Source organism: Burkholderia sp. MBR-1 (assembly GCF_013822785.1).
Classification (GTDB): Bacteria; Pseudomonadota; Gammaproteobacteria; order Burkholderiales; family Burkholderiaceae; genus Burkholderia; species Burkholderia vietnamiensis.
Genome location: NZ_CP053609.1, coordinates 1840277 through 1857868, shown reverse-complemented (window position 1 = coordinate 1857868; position 17592 = coordinate 1840277). Strand labels below are relative to the sequence as shown.

The window sequence follows — 17592 nt, the reverse complement described above, 5'->3', positions numbered from 1 at the left end:
CAGCCTCGGGCCGCTGGCCCAAACGCGCTCATCGCAGCCCGTCGAACCACGCGAGAATGTTCTCGGCTCCGCCGAGCGTCGACGCATCGCCGTACAGCCCGGCGAGAAACGTCCCGCGATGGCTCGCCGCCGGGACGGCCACCCCGCTCACGTAGGAACCGCCCGCCGCGAGTACCGGATACACCATCGCCGGATGAATCGCTTCATCGGCAAGCCCGTAATCGAAGCGGATCGGACTGTCGTAATTCCAGTAAGTCGCGCGATTGGCCGCGAGCTGCCGAAGAAACGCGCTGTTTTGCGTCGCCGTGTAGTGCTCGAAGAAGCCGGGATTCAACAATCCGGCGCCGGTCGGCAGCGACTTTGCCCGCTCGGCGTCGAGCGTGTAATCCGACCAGTACTGCGCCGCGAGGTGCTGAAACTCCGGCCGGATCGCGCTTTTCATCAAGCCTTTCAGCCCGTACTGCAACTCGTAGCTGCCGAGCGTGACGATCATGCAGAGCGAGATCCAGTCCGGAAGCGCCGGATAGGCCTGTACGCCGCGCGGAAGCGCAAACGTCTGCGCGCCGGCCCAGAACCGCCATGCCTCGCTGAGGTCGTTGAACGGGCTGGCGACGGCCGTTGCGGCGATCGGCCGCGACTGCTTGCGCAACGCCTGATGCAGCCATTGCGTGTTGAGCGCGCCTTGCGACCAGCCGTGCAGGAACAGTTTCGACGGCACGACGCCCAGCGCGCGCATCGCGGCCTCGCCTGCCGTCAACACGTCGACGCAGGTGCGCACCGTCACGTCCTTGACCGCATACGCTTCGCCCCGGCCATCGCGGAACGGCCCCTTGCCGACGTAATCGGCGGCGATCACGGCATAGCCCTGCGCCGCGAACCGATGCACGTTGAAGAGCGTTTCGAGCGAGTCGGCGGCGTCCGTCAGTTGACGGTCGGGGTCGGCGAGCAGAACGAGATTGGACGGCACCTGATCGAACGACAGGATCGTGCCGTGCTGCCACGACACGAGCGGCAGCTTGCCGCTTGCGCCGACCGGCAATGCCAGCAGCCCGCTGACCTTGATCTTCTCGCCGCTTTGCGGGTTGACGGTGTACGTGACGAGACGATGCAGGTCGACGTCGAAACGCGCGCCGTGGGTTTTCGCGTCGAACGCCGGGAGTATCGCCGGCTTGTTGAACAGCGGATACGCGTCCGCGACCAGCTTGTCGAGCCGTGCGGCACTGACCCGGCATGAACGGTCGATCCCGGCGTGGCCCGCCTCGTTGCCCGCCGCATCGGCCGCCCGCGCATTCGCCAATCCGATCGCGACCGCGCCGGCGCCCAACATCAAATTGCGCCGCGGACGATTGACCGCGCCATTCGATGCAGCGTGTTCCTGTTCGGGCGAAAGCGCCGTCAGGACCTTTTCAAACAACGACATGGGGAAACTCCCTGATACCTCGAAGAAGCCGCGGGTTCGGCCCGCGGCGACGTGCGCCGTCTCGATGGCGATGGTCGATCTTGATCTCTGTTGGTTGCATCGCCATTGATCTGAGTTAAAGCAAAACCGCTTTCCCGCTTCCAGACTTGCGACATTTGCCGGTAGCCGTGCTGCGCAGGCGCAGCGCCGGACGACATGACGTGACGAGGAGATCTGAAGTGGACATGCATCGCCGACAAGCAATCCGGGCCATCTCGGCCGCGTGTGCCGGTATCTTCGCGCACGGCTGGGGCGCGCACGCTGCGTCCTTGCCGGGCAAGCTCTGGTACGTGGACCAGCGCGCCGCATCAGGCGGAGACGGCAAGACCTGGCGCACCGCATTCCAGTCGCCGCGCGACGCGCTCGCGGCCGCGTCGGCCGGCGACGAAATCTGGGTCGCGCACGGCACCTACCATCCGCATCCGGACGACGCCACGCAATCGTTCACGCTCAAGGCCGACGTCGCGCTGTACGGCGGCTTCGCCGGCGGCGAAACCGCACGCGACCAGCGCGATTACGCGCAGCACGTCACGACGCTCAGCGGCGACATCGGCAACGGCGATCGCACCCGCAACACGCACACCATCGTGATGGGCGCGGATCGGGCCGTGCTCGACGGCTTCACGATCGCGCACGCGTACGGCGCCGACAAGCCGCGCCTGCATCTGACGCCGGACGACATCCTGAAGGGCGACATGGTGGTCGGCGGCGGCATGCGCAACTTCATGACGAGTCCGGTCGTGCGCAACTGCATCTTCCGGAACAACTTCTCGCCGAAAGGCGGCGCCGTCTACAACGTCCACAAGCCCGGCGCCGAGCAGGCGACGTTCACGAACGTCGAGTTCGTCGACAACGAGGCCAGTCAGCGCGGCGGCGCGGTCAGCAACGACCTCGGCGCGATGCCGGTGTTCATCGACTGTCGTTTCGTCGGCAACCGCAGCCAGGACAAGGGCGGCGCGATCTACAACGATTTCGCGTCGACGCCGCTGCTGTTCAACGTGCTGGTGACCGGCAACGAAGCGACGACGGCCGGCGGCATCGGCAACGACGGCGGCTCGTCGCCGCTGCTCGCGAACGTGACGATCGTCGGCAACAAGGCGACCAGCGGGCTCGGCGCCGGCCTCTATCAGGGCACCGGCGCGAACAACAATCCGATCGTCGTGAATTGCAGCATCGACGACGTCTACAACTGGCACGAGGACATCGTGGCCGCGCTCGGCTCGCACGTGCCCGCCGGGCAGACGCTGCCGCTCGCCGACTTTCTGCCGATCAGCAATCTCGACGGCCAGGTCCGCGCGGCCGATCTCGCGCCGCTGCCGACCGGCGTCGGTTATCAGCCGCGTCCGTACGGCGCGCAACTGCTGAAGGCGCCCGTGGTCGCGACGCTCGTGCAGTTCTATTCGCGCAACGAGGGCGTGGTCGAATACCGCGGCGAGTACACGCGGCCCGTCGTGACGCGTGACGCGGTCGCGGCCAAGGTGATCCACGTCGTGCCGGCATCGGCGTCGGCGACGCAGGACGGCCTGTCGTGGGCGACGGCGCTGACCGACCTGCAGGCCGCCATCGATCTGGCGTCGGTTTCGAAGGCCGCCGTCTGGGTGAAGGCCGGGCGCTATCATCCGGCGCGGCGCGACGCGGACCGGATTGCCGCGTTCACGCTGTATGACGGCGTCGAGGTGTATGGCGGCTTCGCGGGCACCGAAACCGACGTCGCACAGCGCCGCCGCGACGCGGCGCCGACGGTGCTCAGCGCGAAACTTGCCGCGGGCGACGATCGCTATCCGCACGTCGTCTACGGCGCGAATCAGGCCGTGCTCGACGGGCTGACGATCCGCGACGGCAACGCGGTGGGCTTCACCTACAACGGCAAGGGCGGCGGACTGCTGGCTTATCACGCAGGCAAGACGTATCTGCCCAACGGACTCAAGGCATACCGGGCCGGACGCGCGCTCGAGTCGTACAGCGATCCGGTCGGCTTCACGATGACCGTGCGCAACTGCCGGTTCGAACGCAACGAGGCGCTCGAAGGCGGCGCGATCTATGCGTTCGGCAAGGCCGTGCTGACGATCGTCGACACCACGTTCGACGGCAACCGCGCGATCTACGGCGGTGCGGTGCTCGACCGCGAGGGCGTGACGGCGACGCATCGGCGCTCCGCGTTTCTGCGCAACGCGGCCACGCACGACGGCGGCGGCGCGTACGCGGACTACGGCTCGCTCGTCACGTTTCGCGACACGCGGTTTCAAGCGAACGCCGCACGCCGCAACGGCGGCGCGATTTACATGATCAGCCGTGCGTCGCAGGTCGGCGCGACCAACGTCACCGTCACGAACGGCGAGTTGCGCGGCAACACCGCAGCGGCCGGCGCGAGCATCTACGACCTCGATGGCGGAACGCTGTCGGTCGTGGACACGCACTACCCGTCCGGCTCGATCCACCAGCCCAAAAGCTGACATCCGCATAGGGCTTCGGGGAAGGATGCGCCGCTGCTGCCCGCTGGAGCCGGGCGGCGCGGCGGGACTGGGCTTTACGGCGGCAATTGCCGCAGGTGTCGCCGTCTCGCGCTCGTAGCCGTGAACGGCGTACCACGACCGCAACGGCGCGAAGGCTCGGCGACTCCGGCAGCCCGCACGTGCTGGCGGAAGCGGCGTCCCGATGGAATGCGGGCAAGCGCATGCAATGGCCGCAATCGCAAAGTCGTTGTGCATTGCAGCCCGAAATGACCCGCTCCGGTTCGGTATCGACTACGGGGTGCCGTCGATATTTACTCGCCGCATTCGCTATTTATCAGCATTCCATTATCAAGCGATCCATATTTACACATTTAGTCGATTCGCAGAGTAACAATTACAATTTTCGACAAATAAGCGCACTCAAATCTCGACAAACCGATATTGACTCCGACTTCCGCCGATATCTAGAATCGCCTACATCATCTTTCGACCGAATTTGCGTTTGCACGTGGACCGCATCGTTCACTCAGCTCGCTCGTCGTATCCGACCGCGTTTCGCCGGTGCAGGCCGTCTTTTTGCTTCCGCTTCGAAATTTATCGCGCGTCCGACTAATTCCCAATCAATTCGCGCCGCGTATCACACGACGATTAAAACGGGCATTTGAAGAATGCCCGCAATGCCACGCACAACGGCCGGAGCATTCCGCCGATTCGAGCATGTCGATAACAATCGCAGTCGTCAGGAGGGTCGTCATGAAGATTCATCGCTTCACGAAATCGCTGTGTCTCGGCTTCGTCTGCGCCGCCCTGCTCGCCGCGTGCAACGACGACGACGTCCAGTCGAGCGGCCCGCCGCCGTCGTCCAGCGCCGCGCTGTCGTTCCGGATGGATGCGGGCGGCCAGATCAACGCGTTCTACCGGCAGGACCAGGTGGCCGCCCATCTGCTGGTGCGCTCGTCGACGAAGCCGCGTCTGCTGGTGGTGTTACCGGCCGGCAACAGCGGCACCGGGCTGTGGTTCGACGACACCGCGCAGCCGGTGAACTGGAGCCTCGACACGCCGCCGTCGGCGCTGTCCGCGCCCGACGCGCACGGCCGTCCGCTGTACGGCATCGGCGCGGACGTGTCGGTCGACACCGACACGCTGACGATCCGCCAGGGACTGCTCAGCAGCGTGCGCTTCCTGCGCGACTTCAACGGCGGCGCGACGATCCCGGCGGAGATCGTCACCGCGCCCGCCGTCCAGGGCAGCGCCGCGCAATGGCAGCGCGACCGGATCGACGGCGCGCCCGGCTATGCGCTGCGCATCACGCTGCGCGACGGCGGCAGCATCGCGACGGCCGCCGGCGGCAAGCTGGTGCTGCGCGCGGCGGCCGGCTCGCATACGCTGAAACTGCACGTCGACGCGTTGTCGGGCGAATCGCCGCTGTCGCCGATCGCACGCGCCGAGCTGTTCGCGCCGTCCGTGAACCCCGACCCGGTGAGCCAGAACGTGCTCGAATTCCTCAGCTTCCACGACAAGCTGCTGGCCGGCTCGTGGCAATACGACACCTACTTCGGACGCGACACGCTGATCTCGGTGCGCATGCTGATGCCGATGCTCGAACCCGCCGCGATCGAGGCCGGGCTGACGTCGGTGCTGAGCCGCCTGTCGGACGACGGCAAGGTCGCGCACGAGGAAGGCATCGGCGAGTTCGCGCTGATCGACAACGCGAAGCACGGCCGCGCGAACGACGCGACGCCGACCTACGACTACAAGATGATCGACAGCGACTACCTGCTCGCGCCGATCGCCGCGGCGTGGCTGGTCGACGACGCGCGCGGCCAGGCGCGCGCAGCGGCCTACCTCGCGCAACGCGGCAGCGACGGCCGCACCAACGGCAGCCGCCTCGTCGTGAACCTGCTGCACGTCGCGGCCACCGCGCAGCCGTTCGCGCAGCAGCCGTCGGTCGCCAACCTGATCCATCTGCGTGACGGCGAGATCGTCGGCAACTGGCGCGACAGCACCGACGGGCTCGGCGGCGGCGTCTATCCGTACGACGTGAACGCCGTGCTCGTGCCGGCCGCGCTGCGCGCGGCCAATGCGTTCCTCGCGCGCGGCCTGCTCGATCCGTACCTGGACGCCGGCCAACGCGCCGCGCTCGCGAACACCGCGGCGGAGGCGGCCGTCTGGGAGCAGCAGGCGCCGCCGCTGTTCCAGGTCAGCGTGCCGGCCGCGCAGGCGGCGGCCGACGTGTCCGCCTATGCGCCGAGCGCCGGCGTGCCGGCCGGCGCCGCGCCCGGCGCGCCGCTGACCTTCTACGCGCTGTCGCTCGATCAGCAAGGCACGCCGATCCCGGTGATGAATTCCGACGGCGGCTTCGCGCTGCTGTTCGGCACGCCGCCCGACGCCGAGCTGCAGCGCATCGTCGCCGACGTCACGCGGCCGTTCCCGACCGGCCTCGTCACCGACGTCGGCATGCTGATCGCGAACCCCGCGTATGCCAGCACCGCGCTGTGGCCGAAGTTCACGAGCTCCGCGTATCACGGCACGGTGATCTGGTCGTGGCAGCAGGCGATGTGGGTGGCCGGGCTCGACCGTCAGCTCGCGCGCCAGGATCTGTCGGCCGCGACGCGCACGCTGCTCACGCAGGCCCGGCAGACGATCTGGCAGGTGATCTCGAACGGACGCGACATGCGCACGTCGGAAATGTGGACGTGGTCCTATACCAACGGCCAATACCACGCCGATGCGTTCGGTACGCGCAGCGCCGATGCGACGGAGGCCAACGCCGCGCAGCTTTGGAGCACCACGTATCTGGCGATCCGCGATCCGCAACTGCGTGCGGGCAAGTACTGGTGGCAGGCGTCGCAGCAAATGGAAACCGCGACGGCGGTCGCGGCGCGCTGACCCGCCAAGGACGCGCGACCGGCACGAGCCGCATGGCGCGCGTCCACCTCCGTGGCCTTTTCAGCGCGCGGCGCGCGACGATCAATGCGCGACGACGCGATTGCGTCCGTCGCGCTTCGCCTGATACAGCCGTTCATCGACCACGCGCAGCAACGCGTCGACCGTGCTGCCGTCGACGCCGTACTGCGCGACGCCGACGCTGACCGTCACCTGCACGCGCTTGAAGTCGAGCCCGAACGGCGAGCTGGCGATCGACGAGCGCACGCGCTCGGCCGTCATGCGTGCGCCTTCGAGCGGCATGTCGGGCAACAGCGCCATGAACTCCTCGCCGCCCACGCGCGCGAGCGCACCGGTCGGCCGGATCGCTTCGAGACACTGGCGCACGACGCCGCGCAACACTTCGTCGCCGATCTGGTGACCGTACGCGCCGTTGATGTTCTTGAAGTTGTCGAGGTCGAGCGCGAGCAGGCAAAACGGTGTGCCGTCGCGCTCGGCCCGCTGGATCTCGCGCTCGACCTGCGCGATGAACTGGCGGCGATTCGATGCGCCGGTCATCGGATCGGTGGCCGCCATGTATTCGAGCTTCTGGTTCGTGCGTCGCAGTTCCTGCAGCGCGCTCTCGGTGCGCGCCATCGATTCGGACAGCCGGCTCATCAGGTCTTCCTGGCTGTAGATCGCGGAGAACGAGCGGGTGGACTGCAACGCCTGCACGACGCCGTAGCTGAGCAGAAAGAAACCGCCCGCGAAGATCGCATGCGCGAGCCACCACATGTGGTTCCACGGCTTGCCCAGAATGAACGCGAGCGACGACAGCGCGAACGCCATGATCGACATGCCGTAGATCACCATCAGCGGCGAACGGATGCGCCGCGTGAGCAGCACGCCGACGTTCAGCAACGAGAACACGAGCGCGCCGCCTTCCATCGACAGCCGCGTGCCGAGCGCGCCGGCGACCGGCGAATACGCGATGTATGCAACGGCCGCATCGATCAGCAGGAACGCCACGATCCAGGGCAGCCAGGTACGCGCGCGCGTGCGCTTCTCGACGCGATCGGGCGGCTGGAAATACGACAGCAGCCCTGTCAGCAGCAGCATCGCCATCACGAGCCGCGACGCGGGACCGTACAGCAGGAACAGCCAGATATTGTGATGCGCCATCCCGGTGAACAGGCCGTGCAGCGCGTAGATCATCGCGAAGCCGAGAAAGCCGAGCGTGAGCCAGCGCAGCAACGGCTCGCCGGAGGAGCGGTAGCAGACCCACGTGACGTACGTGACGAAGGCGCCCTCGAGCGTCGCCGCAGCGATCGCGAACTCATGGAAGGCGTGATTCTCGAATACGACGCGCGGGTCGCTGAAGAACCACAGATAGCCGATCAGATAGGCCGGAAACAATGCGAATGCGACCAGCAGGCATTTCGCGTAGAGCTTCGCGGCCGCACTGACGACGCGCGGCGGTTCCCCGGCTGCATAGGTCGTGCTCAATTCGATCCCCGTTCGGTCTGCTGCGTGGTGCGAACGTCCGCGGCGCCGGACACGCGCGCTGCATCGTGCGCGTCGGCAGCCGGCGACGCATCGCGCGCATCGGGACGACGCGCGCCGGCCCATCCGGCCGAAAGGCAAATGTCAGAGCAAGTATAGGTGCGGCAATTCGTTTGACAAGTAAGGGGAAACGGCAGCATCGCAGCCGCGCCGTTTGCTTCCCCATCCTTACGAATTGCGGACGAATCTCGCCGATTCGCGACGCGGTTACGGCGGCCGCTGAAACGCGCCGCCGCAGCCGCCGCGCCGAAAAAATCAGACGATTTCGAACAGGCCGGCCGCGCCCTGCCCGCCGCCGATGCACATCGTGACGACCACGTATTTGACGCCGCGCCGCTTGCCTTCGAGCAACGCATGGCCGGTGAGGCGCGCACCCGACACGCCGTACGGATGGCCGACCGCGATCGCGCCGCCGTTCACGTTGAGACGCTCGTCGGGGATGCCGAGCGTATCGCGGCAGTACAGCACCTGCACGGCGAACGCTTCGTTCAGTTCCCACAGGCCGATGTCGTCGATCTTCAAGCCCGTCTGCTTCAGCAGCTTCGGCACCGCGAACACCGGACCGATGCCCATCTCGTCCGGTTCGCAGCCGGCCACCGCGAACCCGCGGAACACGCCGAGCGGCTGCAGCCCTTCGCGCTGCGCGATATCGGCGTTCATCACCACGCATGCCGCCGCGCCATCCGAGAACTGGCTCGCATTGCCCGCGGTGATCACGCCGCCCGGCACGGCCGACCGAATCTTCGACACGCCTTCGAGCGTCGTGTCGGGCCGGATGCCTTCGTCGGCCGACACCGTCACTTCCTGCGTGTAGAGCCGTCCGGTCGCTTTGTCGGCGATGCCCGCGCGCACGGTGATCGGCACGATCTCGTCGCGAAAGCGCCCGGCTTCCAGGGCGGCCGCCGCACGCAGCTGCGAGCGCACGCCGTATTCGTCCTGACGCTCCTTGGCGATCCCGTAGCGCTTCGCGACGTTCTCCGCGGTCTGCAGCATGTTCCAGTAGATCTCGGGCTTGTGCTCGACGAGCCAGCCTTCCTGGATCATGTGCCGGTTCATTTCGTTCTGCACGCACGAGATAGACTCGACGCCGCCCGCGACGTACACGTCGCCCTCGCCCGCGATGATCCGCTGCGCGGCGAGCGCGATCGTCTGCAACCCTGAAGAACAGAAACGGTTCACCGTCATCCCCGGCACGCTGACCGGCAGCCCGGCGCGCAGCGCGATCTGCCGCGCGATGTTCGCGCCGGTCGCGCCTTCGGGGTTCGCGCAGCCCATGATCACGTCCTCGATGCGCGCCGGGTCGAGCTTCGCGCGTTCGAGCGCGGCCGCGACCACGTGGCCGCCGAGCGTCGCGCCGTGCGTCATGTTGAATGCACCGCGCCACGACTTCGCGAGCGGCGTGCGTGCGGTCGATACGATTACGGCTTCGGTCATGCGAGTCTCCTTCGGTCCTGCTTCATGTACTGATGGAAATGCGCTACGCCGCCGGGCGCGCGCTCGCGGACGCCGCACGTGCGACGCCCGCCGCCTGCATCTGCTGCCACGCGTGCGCGAGCGAGCCGTTCAGGTCGATCGCGCGGCACGCATCGTCGATCACCGCGGCGTCGAAACCGGCCGCGCGCGCATCGAGCGCCGACCACGCGACACAATAGTCGGTCGCGAGGCCGCAACACCACACGCGCTTCGCGCCGAGCTCGCGCAGATAGCCGGCGAGCCCCGTGCGCGTCGTGCGATCGGCTTCGACGAACGCGGAATAGCTGTCGACCTGCGCATGCCCGCCCTTGCGGATCACGAGCCGCGCGTGCGGTATGTCGAGGTCGCGATGCAGGGCCGCGCCTTCGGTGTCCTGCACGCAGTGCACGGGCCACAACACCTGCTCGCCGTACGGCAGCGCGAGCGTCGAGAACGGCGTGCGGCCGGGATGGTTCGCGGCGAACGACACGTGCTCGCGCGGATGCCAGTCCTGCGTCAACACGACCTGCTCGAAGCGCTGCGCGAGCGCGTTGATGACGGGCACGACCGCGTCGCCGTCCGGCACCGCGAGCGCGCCGCCCGGCATGAAATCGTTCTGCACGTCGATCACGAGCAACACGTCTTCGGTTGATTTCATTGCGTTCCTCCGTGCAGGCGGCGCTCGCGCCGCCGCGTGCGGCCGTCAGCCATTGAAGCCGCGCCCGGCCTTCGCCAGCTCGACGATCGACGGCGCGAGCCGCCATGCGTCGCCGTTCGGCGCGGCCGCGTAGCGGCGGATCGCGCGCTCGACGTTGTAGAGGCCGACGGTGTCCGCGTACAGCATCGGGCCGCCGCGCCACAACGGGAAGCCGTAGCCGGTCAGGTAGACCATGTCGATGTCGGATGCCTTCGACGCGATCTTCTCCTCGAGGATCTTCGCGCCTTCGTTGACGAGCGCGAACACGAGGCGCTCGACGATCTCGTCGTCGCCGATCTTGCGTCGCTCGACGCCGCGCTCGTTCGAATAGGCGACCACCATCTCGTCGACGAGCGCCGACGGCTTCGCGGTGCGCTCGCCCGCCACGTAGTCGTACCAGCCGCCGCTCGTCTTCTGGCCGAAGCGGCCGAGTTCGCACAGGCGATCGGCGATCTTCGAGTAATGCAGGTCCGGCTGCTCGACGTAGCGGCGCTTGCGGATCGCCCAGCCGATGTCGTTGCCGGCCAGGTCGCTCATCCGGAACGGCCCCATCGCGAAGCCGAACTTCTCGATCGCGCGATCGACCTGCGCGGGCAGCGCGCCTTCCTCGAGCATGAACAGCGCCTGGCGGATGTACTGCTCGATCATCCGGTTGCCGATGAAGCCGTCGCACACGCCGGACACGACGGCCGTCTTGCGGATCTTCTTCGCGACGGCCATCACGGTCGCGAGCACGTCCTTCGCGGTGTTCGCGCCGCGCACGACCTCGAGCAGCTTCATCACGTTCGCGGGGCTGAAGAAGTGCATGCCGACCACGTCCTGCGGACGCTTCGTGAACGCGGCGATGCGGTCGATATCGAGCGTCGACGTATTCGACGCGAGGATCGCGCCGGGCTTCGCGACGGCGTCGAGCCGGCCGAACACCTGCTCCTTCACGCCGAGTTCCTCGAACACGGCCTCGACGATCAGGTCGGCATCGTGCAGATCGTCGTAGGACAGCGTCGGCGCGATCAGCGCCATGCGCGCATCGAGCTTCTGCTGCGTGAGCTTGCCCTTCCTGACCTGCGCGTCGTAGTTTTTGCGGATCGTCGCGAGCCCGCGGTCGAGCGCCTCCTGCGTCGTTTCGAGCAGCGTGACCGGCAAGCCCGCGTTGACGAAGTTCATCGCGATGCCGCCGCCCATCGTGCCGGCGCCGACCACGCCGACGCGGCGAATCTCGCGCACCGGCGTATCGGCCGGCACGTCGGGGATCTTGCTCGCCGCGCGCTCGCCGAAGAACGCATGCCGCAGCGCGCGGCTCTCCGGCGTCATCATCAGCGCGACGAAGCCGTCACGCTCCGCAACGCTGCCCTTGTCGAAGCCGTGCAGCACGCCGGCCTCGATCGCGTCGATGCACTTGTGCGGCGCGGGGAAATTCGGCGCGGCCGCCCGCGCGGAATTGCGTGCGAACTGGATGAAGCCGGCGGCGTTCTCGTGGACGATCTTGCGATCGCGCACGCGCGGATGCGGGCCGCTCTGCGCGCCGGCCTGGCGCGCGAACGCGACGGCGGCATCGAGCAGGTCGCCGTCGGCCATCGCGTCGAACAGCCCGCTCGTCGCGAGTTGCTCCGACGGCACCGGCGCGCCCGACACGATCATGTTCAGCGCGGTTTCGAGGCCGACCGCGCGCGGCAGCCGCTGCGTGCCGCCCGCGCCGGGCAGCAGGCCGAGCTTCACCTCGGGCAGCGCGATCTGGGCGCCGGGCGCGGCGATCCGGTAGTGCGCGCCGAGCGCAAGCTCGAGCCCGCCGCCCATCGCGACGCTGTGCAGCGCCGCGACCACCGGCTTCGCGCTCGCCTCCACCGCGCGGATCACGGTGTGCAGCGTCGGCTCCTGCAGCGCCTTCGGCGTGTTGAATTCGGTGATGTCCGCGCCGCCCGAGAACGCGCGCCCCGCGCCGGTCAGCACGATTGCGGTGACGGCCGGATCCTGCGCGGCGCGTTCGAGGCCCTCCATGACGCCCTGGCGCGTCGACAGGCCGAGCCCGTTGACGGGCGGATTGTTGAGCGTGATGACGGCCACGCCGTCGCGAGTCGTGTAATCCACTGCCATCTGCCTGCCTCCATGCATCGCGCGCCACGGTGGCTGCGCTGGATTGTGCGCGGTCGAACGGCCGCATGTCCGGATAGAACGGAGGCAGCATACAACGAAAAAGAACGGTCGTTCAATTTGAATTTTGCGACGATCCGGGGCGCGATTGCGCCGCCGCGCCGCAGCAGTCCCGGCCGTCGCCGGCGCTTACTGAGCGCCGACCGCGGTCGGCAGCACGTAATCGCGGAACGTTTCGCGCAGCTTCAGCTTCTGCAGCTTGCCGGTCGCAGTGTGCGGCAGCGCGTCGACGAACACGACGTCATCGGGCACCCACCACTTCGCGACCTTGCCGTCGAAGAACGCGAGCAGTGCGTCGCGCGTCAGGTTCGCGCCGTCGCGCGGCACGACGACGAGCAGCGGCCGCTCGGTCCATTTCGGGTGCGCGCACGCGATGCACGCGGCTTCGGCGACACCCGGGTGCGCGATCGCGACGTTCTCGATGTCGATCGAGCTGATCCACTCGCCGCCGGACTTGATGACGTCCTTGCTGCGATCGGTGATCTGCAGGAAGCCGTCGTGGTCGATCGTCGCGACGTCACCGGTCGGGAACCAGCCGTCCGACAGCGGCGACGCGTCGCTCTTGAAGTAGCGGTCGATCACCCACGGGCCGCGCACCTGCAATTCGCCGAACGCGACGCCGTCCCACGGGAGTTCGCGGCCGTCGTCGCCGACGATGCGCATGTCGACGCCGCAGATCACGCGCCCCTGCTTCTCCAGCAAGCGGCGCTGCGCATCGCGCGGCCGCTGCGACTGCGCCCAGTTCAGCGTCGCGAGCGTGCCGAGCGGCGACAGCTCGGTCATCCCCCACGCATGGATCACGCGCACGCCGTATTCGTCCTCGAACGTGCGCAGCATCGCCGGCGGACACGCCGAGCCGCCGATCACCGTGCGGTTCAGCGTCGAAAAGCGCACGCCGGCCTCGCGCATGTAGTTGAGCAGCCCGAGCCACACGGTCGGCACGCCCGCGGAGAAGGTCACGCGTTCGGCTTCCATCAGTTCGTACAGCGACTTGCCGTCGAGATCCTTGCCGGGCAGCACGAGCTTGCCGCCGGTGAGCGGCACCGCGTACGGCAGCCCCCATGCGTTCACGTGGAACATCGGCACGACCGGCAGCACCGCGTCGAGCGCCGACAGGTTCATCGCGTCGGGCAGCGCGGCGCCGTATGCGTGCAGCACCGTCGAGCGATGCGAATACAGCACGCCCTTCGGATTGCCGGTGGTGCCCGACGTGTAGCAGAGGCCCGACGCCTGCTGCTCGTCGAGGCGCGGCCAGTCGTAGCGGCCGTCCTCGGCTTCGACGAGCGTCTCGTAGCACAGGTACGGCGTGCTGCCGGCCGGCAGGTGCGCGGCATCGGTCATCGCGATCCAGCCCTTCACGTGCGGGCACTGCGGCGCGATGGCGTCGACCAGCGGCGCGAAAGTGAGGTCGAACAGGACGTAGCGGTCTTCCGCGTGATTGACGATATAGGCGATCTGCTCGGGAAACAGACGCGGGTTGATCGTATGGCACACGGCGCCCATTCCGCCGATCCCGTAGTAAGCCTCGAGATGCCGATAGCCGTTCCACGCCAGCGTGCCGACCCGCTCGCCCGCCTCGACGCCGAGCCGCGCGAGCGCCTGCGCGACGCGCTTCGCGCGGTGCTCGCAGTCGCGGTACGTGTAGCGATGCAGGTCGCCTTCCACGCGGCGCGACACGATCTCGGTGTCACCCGCATGACGCGCGGCATGCGCGATCAGCGACGACACCAGCAACGGCATGTCCATCATCTGGCCCAGCAACGGCTTACCCATCGTCTTGTTCTCCGGAAGGACGCGAATCGGTGACCGGCCCCGCAGCGCTGCGCGTGCGCGCCGCCGTGCCCGGACCCGGGCCCAGGCCCGAACGGCCGCCGCGCGCGGCGCGCGGGCCGCCATGCGGGCGGCGCGACGCCGCCTTACAATATCGGCTTACCCAGAGGCGCTCAACATGTCGTTTTCCCGAAGCGCAGCCGATCCGGCTGACACTCTTCCCGACCTCGCCGCGACGCTCGCGGCGCCCGGCGACGACGCGTTCGTTACGCTCGGCGACGCGTTTCATACGCGGCTGCCGGCCGCGCCGCTGCCCGCGCCGTACGTCGTCGGCTTTTCCGCCGAAGTGGCGCAACTGCTCGGCCTGCCGCCGTCGCTCGCGGCGCACGCGCAATTCGCCGAGCTGTTCGCCGGCAATCCGACACGCGACTGGCCGGCCCACGCGCTGCCGTACGCATCGGTGTATTCGGGCCATCAGTTCGGCGTCTGGGCCGGCCAGCTCGGCGACGGCCGCGCGCTGACGATCGGCGAGCTGCCCGGCAGCGACGGCCGGCGCTACGAACTGCAGCTCAAAGGCGGCGGCCGCACGCCGTATTCGCGCATGGGCGACGGGCGCGCGGTGCTGCGCTCGTCGATCCGCGAATACCTGTGTTCGGAGGCGATGCATCACCTCGGCATTCCGACCACGCGCGCGCTCACGGTGATCGGCTCCGACCAGCCGGTCGTGCGCGAGGAGATCGAGACGTCGGCCGTCGTCACGCGCGTGTCCGAGAGCTTCGTGCGCTTCGGCCACTTCGAGCACTTCTTCTCGAACGATCGCCCCGACCTGCTGCGCCGGCTCGCCGACCACGTGATCGAGCGCTTCTACCCCACCTGCCGCGAAGCCGACGATCCCTACCTCGCGCTGCTCGAAGCCGCGATGCTGCGCACGGCCGACATGGTCGCGCAGTGGCAGGCGGTCGGTTTCTGCCACGGCGTGATGAACACGGACAACATGTCGATCCTCGGCGTCACGATCGACTACGGCCCGTTCGGCTTCGTCGACGCGTTCGATGCGAACCACATCTGCAACCACTCGGACACGAGCGGACGCTACGCGTACCGGATGCAGCCGCGCATCGCGCACTGGAACTGCTACTGCCTCGCGCAGGCGCTGCTGCCGCTGATCGGCCTGCAGCACGGCATCGCCGACGACGATGCGCGCGCCGAACGCGCGGTCGACGACGCGCAGGCCGTGCTCGCGAAGTTCCCGGAGCGCTTCGGCCCGGCGCTGGAGTGCGCGATGCGCGCGAAGCTCGGCCTCGAGCTCGAACGCGAGCACGACGCCGAGCTCGCGAACCAGCTGCTCGAAACGATGCACGCGAGCCATGCGGACTTCACGCTGACGTTTCGCCGGCTCGCGCAGCTGTCGAAGCACGACGCGAGCCGCGACGCGCCGGTGCGCGACCTGTTCGTCGATCGCGCCGCGTTCGACGCATGGGCGAACCTCTACCGCGCGCGGCTGTCGGAGGAAACGCGCGACGACGCGGCCCGCGCGGCCGCGATGAATCGCGTGAACCCGAAATACGTGTTGCGCAACCATCTGGCCGAAGTCGCGATCCGGCGCGCGAAGGACAAGGACTTTTCCGAAGTCGAACGGCTCGCGCAGATACTGCGCCGCCCGTTCGACGAACAACCGGAACATGAAGCGTATGCGGCATTGCCGCCCGACTGGGCCGGGTCGCTCGAAGTGAGCTGCTCGTCGTGATGCGCACGACCCGGCCGACCGATCAGGAGAACTCCCCCATGTCACACGATTCCGACGACAAGACCTACCCGTATCAGAAGGACGACGCCGAGCTGCGTCGCCGCCTCACGCCGATGCAGTACGAGGTCACGCAGCATGCGGCGACCGAGCGCGCGTTCACCGGCGAATACACCGACACCGAGGACGCCGGCATCTACAAGTGCGTCGTCTGCAGCACGCCGCTGTTCGAGTCCGGCGCGAAGTTCCATTCGGGCTGCGGCTGGCCGAGCTACTTCAAGCCGCTGAACGGCGAGGTGATCGACGAGAAGATCGACCGCTCGCACGGGATGGTGCGCGTCGAAGTGCGCTGCAATCATTGCGGCGCGCATCTCGGCCACGTGTTCGAGGACGGCCCGCGCGACCAGACCGGTTTGCGCTACTGCATCAATTCGGCTGCGTTAAACTTCGAGTCCCGACCCGAAAACGAATGAGCGTCACCGCGCGGATCGATCGGCACAGCGTCGCCCGCTGCGCCGCTCCCGGCGGTAGCGCCCCGCGGGTCCCCACCACGGTGAAAGGCCGCTCGACGCGGCCTTTCACGCAGCTGCGAGCGCCATGAAATTCCTGTTCGATCTGTTTCCGATCATCCTGTTTTTCGCCGCCTTCAAGGTCTGGGGCATCTTCACCGCCACCGCCGTCGCGATCGCGGCAACGCTGGCCCAGGTCGCGTGGGTCGCGTTCCGGCACCGGAAAGTCGACACGATGCTGTGGGTCAGTCTCGGTGTGATCGTCGTGTTCGGCGGCGCCACCCTCGTCCTGCATGACGAGAAATTCATTCAATGGAAACCGACTGTGCTGTACTGGCTGTTTGCGATCGGGCTGCTCGCCGCGCGCTATGCGTTCGGCAACAACCTGATCGAGAAAATGATGGGCAAGCAGCTCACGCTGCCGCACCCCGTGTGGGACAAGCTGAACGTCGCATGGGCGCTGTTCTTCGCGGTGCTCGGCCTCGCGAACCTGTACGTGGTGCACAACTTCACCGAATCGCAATGGGTGAACTTCAAGCTGTTCGGCACGACCGGCGCGATGGTCGTGTTCATCATCCTGCAGAGCCTGTGGCTCACGAAATATCTGAAGGACGAGTGAGATGACCGACGCCTTTCTGAACGCGTCGCCCGACGCACGCATCGCGCTGATCGAAGCCCGCCTGAGCGCCTCGCTCGCGCCGCTGTCGCTCGCGGTGCGCGACGACAGCGCGCAGCACGCGGGCCACGCGGGCGCGTCCGCCGGCGGCCATTACACGGTCACGATCGTGTCCGCCGCATTCGCCGGCAAGTCGCGCGTCGCGCGGCACCGGCTGGTGTATGATGCGCTCGCTGATGCGATGCAGCGCGGCATTCACGCGCTCGCAATCGTGGCTTACACGCCCGAAGAATTCAACGAATCTTCAATCTAGTCT

General features: G+C 67.7%; 12 protein-coding genes. 6 read left to right on the top strand and 6 right to left on the bottom strand.

The genetic code is table 11. The annotated features are described in order from the left end of the window. Nucleotides 1-28: 28 nt before the first annotated feature. Nucleotides 29-1663, bottom strand: a complete 1635-nt coding sequence (locus tag MBR110_RS08505; RefSeq protein ID WP_224383388.1) for an alpha/beta hydrolase family protein — start codon at nt 1661-1663, stop codon at nt 29-31. Here MBR110_RS08505 and MBR110_RS08500 point away from each other — a divergent pair. Both MBR110_RS08500 and MBR110_RS08495 read left to right on the top strand, forming a co-directional pair. Beyond that, entirely contained in the window at nt 1645-3912 is a 2268-nt protein-coding gene (locus MBR110_RS08500; protein ID WP_181708986.1) for a right-handed parallel beta-helix repeat-containing protein, read from the top strand. The genes MBR110_RS08505 and MBR110_RS08500 overlap by 19 nt on opposite strands. 759 nt (nt 3913-4671) lie before the next feature. Further along, nucleotides 4672-6801, top strand: a complete 2130-nt coding sequence (locus MBR110_RS08495) for a hypothetical protein (RefSeq protein ID WP_131753749.1) — start codon at nt 4672-4674, stop codon at nt 6799-6801. An 81-nt stretch (nt 6802-6882) separates the two neighbouring features. On the opposite strand, the gene MBR110_RS08490 is transcribed toward MBR110_RS08495, so the two are convergent. From MBR110_RS08490 to MBR110_RS08470, 5 genes are all read right to left on the bottom strand, one after another. Further along, nucleotides 6883-8283 carry a sensor domain-containing diguanylate cyclase gene (locus MBR110_RS08490; RefSeq protein WP_181708985.1) on the bottom strand — a complete coding sequence of 467 codons (1401 nt, stop codon included), beginning with the start codon at nt 8281-8283 and terminating at the stop codon, nt 6883-6885. A gap of 312 nt (nt 8284-8595) precedes the next feature. Further along, the gene (locus MBR110_RS08485) at nt 8596-9774 is read right to left on the bottom strand and encodes an acetyl-CoA C-acyltransferase (protein ID WP_059461301.1); all 1179 of its coding nucleotides are present in this window, start codon (nt 9772-9774) and stop codon (nt 8596-8598) included. A gap of 43 nt (nt 9775-9817) precedes the next feature. Further along, a complete protein-coding gene (gene pncA / locus MBR110_RS08480) occupies nt 9818-10450 on the bottom strand; it encodes a bifunctional nicotinamidase/pyrazinamidase (protein ID WP_011885059.1) in 633 nt (210 codons plus the stop codon). A gap of 45 nt (nt 10451-10495) precedes the next feature. Further along, nucleotides 10496-12580, bottom strand: coding sequence for a 3-hydroxyacyl-CoA dehydrogenase NAD-binding domain-containing protein (locus MBR110_RS08475; RefSeq protein ID WP_059696403.1), 2085 nt, complete (start codon nt 12578-12580; stop codon nt 10496-10498). 186 nt (nt 12581-12766) lie between these two features. Then, nucleotides 12767-14410 carry a 3-(methylthio)propionyl-CoA ligase gene (locus tag MBR110_RS08470; protein ID WP_011885061.1) on the bottom strand — a complete coding sequence of 548 codons (1644 nt, stop codon included), beginning with the start codon at nt 14408-14410 and terminating at the stop codon, nt 12767-12769. A 175-nt stretch (nt 14411-14585) separates the two neighbouring features. Here MBR110_RS08470 and MBR110_RS08465 point away from each other — a divergent pair, with 175 nt between their 5' ends. The 4 genes from MBR110_RS08465 (at nt 14586) to MBR110_RS08450 (ending at nt 17589) form a co-directional block, all read left to right on the top strand. Then, a complete protein-coding gene (locus MBR110_RS08465; protein WP_181708984.1) occupies nt 14586-16154 on the top strand; it encodes a protein adenylyltransferase SelO in 1569 nt (522 codons plus the stop codon). A 38-nt stretch (nt 16155-16192) separates the two neighbouring features. Next, nucleotides 16193-16624: a peptide-methionine (R)-S-oxide reductase MsrB gene (gene msrB / locus MBR110_RS08460; protein WP_011885063.1), complete on the top strand. Its 432-nt coding sequence runs from the start codon at nt 16193-16195 to the stop codon at nt 16622-16624. A 124-nt stretch (nt 16625-16748) separates the two neighbouring features. Continuing rightward, nucleotides 16749-17279, top strand: a complete 531-nt coding sequence (locus tag MBR110_RS08455; protein ID WP_014723160.1) for a septation protein A — start codon at nt 16749-16751, stop codon at nt 17277-17279. A gap of 1 nt (nt 17280) precedes the next feature. After that, nucleotides 17281-17589, top strand: coding sequence for a BolA family protein (locus MBR110_RS08450; protein WP_011885065.1), 309 nt, complete (start codon nt 17281-17283; stop codon nt 17587-17589). Nucleotides 17590-17592: the final 3 nt, after the last annotated feature.